Origin of the sequence: Streptomyces viridosporus (assembly GCF_002078235.1) — a bacterium.
Classification (GTDB): domain Bacteria; phylum Actinomycetota; class Actinomycetes; order Streptomycetales; family Streptomycetaceae; genus Streptomyces; species Streptomyces viridosporus.
In genome coordinates this window covers 1-3,213 of sequence record NZ_MSGP01000651.1, presented here as the reverse complement: position 1 = coordinate 3,213, position 3,213 = coordinate 1, and the positions used below count along the sequence as shown (strand labels likewise).

Genomic DNA, 3,213 nt, shown 5'->3' with positions numbered 1-3,213 from the left:
CCGGACGCGCGTGTGCCTCGGCGTGCGCCTCAGAACGACAGCACGCCCAGGTCGGTGCCCTTCCAGCGCTCGCCCAGCCCGGTGAGCGTGACGTGCCGCACCTCGTCCGTGGTGTCGCCGACCGCACGGTGGATGACGAGCCGGAGGCGGTCCTCGGTCAGTTCCTCCACCTTGCCCTCGCCCCACTCCACGACGATCACCGACTCGGGCAACGAGACGTCGAGGTCGAGGTCCTCCATCTCGTCGAGCCCNNAGGGTCGTCTTGCCCGCGCCGAGCTCGCCCGAGAGCATCACGAGGTCGCCCGCGCGCAGCAGCTCGGCGAGCCGGCGGCCGAGCTCGCGCATCTGCTCGGGCGAGGTGACGGTCAGCTCGACGGCGTTCACGGGCTGCCGGGACGGCTGCGGCTCAGCCGGGCCGTGCGGTGTCGCTGGTGCTTCCATAACCGTTCACGGTAGTGCCTGCCGGCACCGCGCCCGCGCGGACGAGCAGGTCGGCCAGGCGGTCGGTGACCGCTTCCGGGTGTTCCAGGATCACCAGGTGCCCGGCGTCCGGCACCAGCACCAGCTCCGCGTCCGGCAGCAGATCGGCGATCGCCTCGCTGTGCTCGCTGGGCGTCACCAGGTCCTGCACCCCGGCCAGCACCAGCACCGGCAGCCCGGCGAAGTGGGCGAGGGCCTCGGTCTTGTCGTGGTCGTTGAACGCCGGGTAGTACTCGGCGACCACGTCGATCGGGGTGCTCTCGATCATCCGCTCGGCGAACCGGGCGACGGCCGGGTCCACGTCCCGGGAGGCGAACGAGTACCGCTTGATGATCCCGGCGAACAGGTCCGCGGTGGCCCGGCGCCCCCTCTCCACCAGCTCCGCCCGCTGCCCGAGCGCCTTCAGCACCCCCGGCAGCACCCGCCGCACCGCGTTGACCCCGGCCACCGGCAGTCCGAAGTTGACCTCGCCGAGCCGCCCCGACGACGTGCCCACCAGGGCCACGGCGACGACCCGCTCGCGGACCAGCTCGGGGTACAGGTCGGCGAAGGCCATCACGGTCATCCCGCCCATGGAGTGCCCGACCAGCACGATCGGCCCCTCGGGCGCCGCCGCGTCGAGGACGGCCTTCAGGTCCCGCCCCAGTTGCTCGATGGTGACCGGCTCGCCCCGCTCCGTCTGGGCCGCGCCCCGCCCCGAGCGGCCGTGGCTGCGCTGGTCCCAGTGCACGGTCCGCACCACGCCCCGCAGCGCGGCCCGCTGGAAGTGCCAGGAGTCCTGGTTGAGGCAGTAGCCGTGGCTGAAGACGACGGTGACCGGTGCCGGGGGCCTGCGGCCGAACAGCCGGCGGCGACGCGCGGGCGTGGTGGCGTCGGGGTCCGGGTCGGGGTCGTCGACCTCGTAGTACAACTCGGTGCCGTCGTCGGCGTACGCCTTGCCGGGCGTGCCGCGCAGCGCGCCGTACGGTCCCGCGGAGTCGAGGACGAGCCGGGCCTTGCGGCGCATGCCCCGGCCGACCGTCATCCGTTCTATCGCCACGCCGGCGGCCGCTCCGGTGGCGATCACGCCTATCGCCGCACCGGCGATGCCGGTCGCCCGGCGCCAGCCCCCGAAGGCTCCGGCGGAGGCGGCGGCCGCCGTGGCCGCGGTCGTGACGGCCTCCGCACTGCTCTCGCTCACGTACCGCTCCTCCTCGCCGGGCCGCTGGCCGGGGCGGGCGCCCGCGCCCCCGCGCGGGTCACCCGACCTGTTCCTCTTTCACCCAGGTTTTCACCCAGGTTTTCACCCGGGTTCTCACCCGGGTTCTCGCCTGGACTTCCACCTGGGCTCTCCCGTGGGCGCGTGCGCGCCGGCGGGCTCACGCCGACCGGTTCCCGCCGGTGCCGACGGGTGACCGGTCCACGCCGACGGGCTCATGGCGCCGCATTCACATGGACGCGCGGCACGCGGCTCCCGATCCGGGTGACGATCTCGTACGCGATGGTGCCCGCGGCCTGCGCCCAGTCCTCGGCGGTGGGCTCGCCGCGGTCGCCGGGTCCGAAGAGGACCACCTCGGCGCCCGGTTCCGGCTCGTCCCCGCCCAGGTCGACGACGAACTGGTCCATCGCGACCCGCCCCGCGACCGTGCGCCACTTGCCCTCGACCAGGACGGGGCCGGTGGAGGAGGCGTGGCGCGGGACGCCGTCCGCGTAGCCGAGGGGGACGAGGCCCAGGGTGGTCGCACCCGGGGTGACGTAGTGGTGGCCGTAGCTGATGCCGTGGCCGCCCGGGACGTGCTTCACCAGGGCCAGGGAGGCCGACAGGGTCATCGCCGGGCGCAGCCCGAGGTCGGCCGGGGTGCCGATCTCGGGGCTGGGCGAGACGCCGTACAGCGCGATGCCGGGGCGGACGAGGTCGAAGTGGGTCTCGGGGAGGGTGAGGGTGGCGGGCGAGTTGGCGATGTGCCGCACCTCGGGGCGCACCCCCTGCCCCTCGGCGTACGCCACCATCTCCCGGAAGCGGACGAGCTGGGCGGCGATGGAGGGGTGCCCCGGCTCGTCGGCGCAGGCGAAGTGGGACCACAGGCCGGTGACGCGCAGCAGCCCCTCGGCCTCGGCGCGCAGCGCTCCGGCGACCAGCTCCGCCCAGTCGCCGGGCTGGCAGCCGCCGCGCCCGAGCCCGGTGTCGGCCTTGAGCTGCACCCGCGCGGCCCGGCCCGCGAGGCGGGCGGCCCGCCGGACCTCCTCCAGCGCCCACATCCCGCCGACGGACACGTCGAGGTCGGCCTCGACCGCCTCCCGCCACGGTCCGCCGGGCGTCCACAGCCAGCACATGATCCGCACGTCGGCGGGCACCCCGGCGCCGGGCGCGCGCAGCGCGAGCGCCTCCTGCGGCGTGGCCGTGCCCAGCCAGGTCGCCCCGGCCTCGACAGCCGCCCGTGCGCACGCGACCGCGCCGTGCCCGTATCCGTCGGCCTTGACCACGGCCATGAGAGCGGCGCCGGGCGCGCGCTTGCGCAGGGTGCGCACATTGGCCCGGACGGCGGCCAGGTCGATCTCGGCACGGGCCCGCAGGGGAGCGGTCCGCTGGGCAACTGTCTCGTTCATTCCGCCCAGTGTCGCAGAGCGGTGCGACGCCCCCGGCCCACCGGGGGGCGCTCCGGCGGCCGCGTCCCGTGCGCCCGGCGGGGCGGGGACACGGAGCTGCACGCGCCGGACCGGGCCCGGGCCCCCGGCCCCCCGCACCGTCCCGAC

At 75.6% G+C, this 3,213-nt stretch carries 2 protein-coding genes and 1 pseudogene; all 3 read right to left on the bottom strand.

Annotated elements, in window-relative coordinates:
* Positions 1–29: 29 nt before the first annotated feature.
* Positions 30–441, bottom strand: a pseudogene (gene tsaE / locus B7L92_RS35070) (tRNA (adenosine(37)-N6)-threonylcarbamoyltransferase complex ATPase subunit type 1 TsaE).
* On the bottom strand, positions 407–1,660 hold the full coding sequence (locus tag B7L92_RS35065; RefSeq protein WP_081241259.1) for an alpha/beta fold hydrolase: 1,254 nt from the start codon (positions 1,658–1,660) through the stop codon (positions 407–409). Before B7L92_RS35065 ends, tsaE begins: the two are co-directional and overlap by 35 nt.
* A 233-nt stretch (positions 1,661–1,893) precedes the next feature.
* On the bottom strand, positions 1,894–3,066 hold the full coding sequence (gene alr, locus B7L92_RS35060) for an alanine racemase (RefSeq protein WP_081241258.1): 1,173 nt from the start codon (positions 3,064–3,066) through the stop codon (positions 1,894–1,896).
* Positions 3,067–3,213 lie beyond the last annotated feature (147 nt).

Bases quoted from the DNA above. Each gene is read 5' to 3' on its own strand.
- alr (WP_081241258.1), bottom strand. From the start codon at position 3,066: ATGAACGAGACAGTTGCCCAGCGGACCGCTCCCCTGCGGGCCCGTGCC.